The sequence below is a fragment of the Stenotrophomonas sp. GbtcB23 genome (assembly GCF_019091045.1).
Lineage (GTDB): Bacteria > Pseudomonadota > Gammaproteobacteria > Xanthomonadales > Xanthomonadaceae > Stenotrophomonas > Stenotrophomonas rhizophila_A.
This window is the reverse complement of the sequence record NZ_JAGXKC010000127.1, coordinates 1-1,108: the sequence shown is the minus strand read 5'-3', so window position 1 is coordinate 1,108 and position 1,108 is coordinate 1. Positions and strand designations below refer to the sequence as shown.

Below are 1,108 nucleotides of genomic sequence, written 5' to 3'. Positions count from 1 at the left end.
GGCTGAGCTCCACAGTCGGCAACAGGCGCTTTCCGGTGCCCAAGAGGAGGCTGCCGCCTTGAGCAGTCGGCTGCAGCGCACCGAAGCAAGCCTGCACCAAGAGCAAGCTGCTCACGCCCTCCTTCAACAGAATCTAGGTGACAGGGTCGCGGAAATCGCCCAGTTGAACGAGCGCATCGCTGGCATGACGGTGCGGCTGGCTGATCATGAGGCGCATACGCGTTCTCTGGAGGACAAGCATGCCCATGCCCGGGAAGCGCTTGAGCACTACCGCACTTCAACCAAAGAGCAGCGTGAGCAAGAGCTTCGCCGTCACGAGCATCAGGTCCAAGAGCTGCAAGTAGCCTTACGTCAGGCCAATGAAGCCTTGGGCGCGAAGAATCAGGAGCTGTTGGTGCTGAACCGCGACAATGGTCAATGGCTGGAGCGCCACGGGCGGATTGAGCGTGAGCTTGCCCAGCTACGACAGGCCCACGAAGGCCAACACAGCGAGGTCGTGGCGTTGCGCCAGACCGCGACGGACTATTTGGCACTGCAGGAGCGCTGGAAGACTGACGCCAAGACCTTGGATACCATGCGCAACGAGCTAGCTCAAGTTCAAGACACCCTTGCGCGGGAGCGTGAGCGCCGCGAGAGCGCTGAAGCCGATGCGTTGCGTGCCAATGCACGTCTTGAAGCGCTAGAGCCTCTACTGAATCAACTGACGCCAGCACAAAATGCGGTGAAGAAAACTCGGCGCGGCCATGCGCAAGATGGGGGAGCCGACTGACGAGGCTGCTCGTTTGTCTGCTAGCGGCTGGGGTGGCGCTCACCTGTCCAGTACGCCCATTCCATAGGGACGACCCAATCTACAAACAGTTTGGCTACTGAGGACTCCGGTGCCAAATGATAGGGCTTGAACATGCCTTGCTCGGGCGAACTGGTCATCAGGTAGCGCAGGCGCTTCTGGACCTCCTGAAAGATGGCTTCCCGCACATGGGCGCTGTCGTGCACGCCAAGACGCATCACCACCGAGGCACCTTGGCGTACCGCCGCCCAGCAGCAGGAACGCCACCGCGCGATCGGCAAGCCCCGCCGACCGGATTGAAAGACGGACCCCACATCACGC

The 1,108-nt window shown here is 61.2% G+C and carries 1 protein-coding gene and 1 pseudogene; one reads left to right on the top strand and one right to left on the bottom strand.

What is annotated here, in order from left to right:
- Positions 1–769 (top strand): transposase (locus KVS69_RS18360; RefSeq protein ID WP_217539423.1); only part of this gene is annotated, 769 nt, incomplete at its 5' end.
- A 20-nt stretch (positions 770–789) separates the two neighbouring features.
- On the opposite strand, the pseudogene KVS69_RS18355 reads toward KVS69_RS18360, so the two are convergent.
- A pseudogene (locus tag KVS69_RS18355) lies at positions 790–1,108 on the bottom strand (hypothetical protein); the annotation flags it as partial.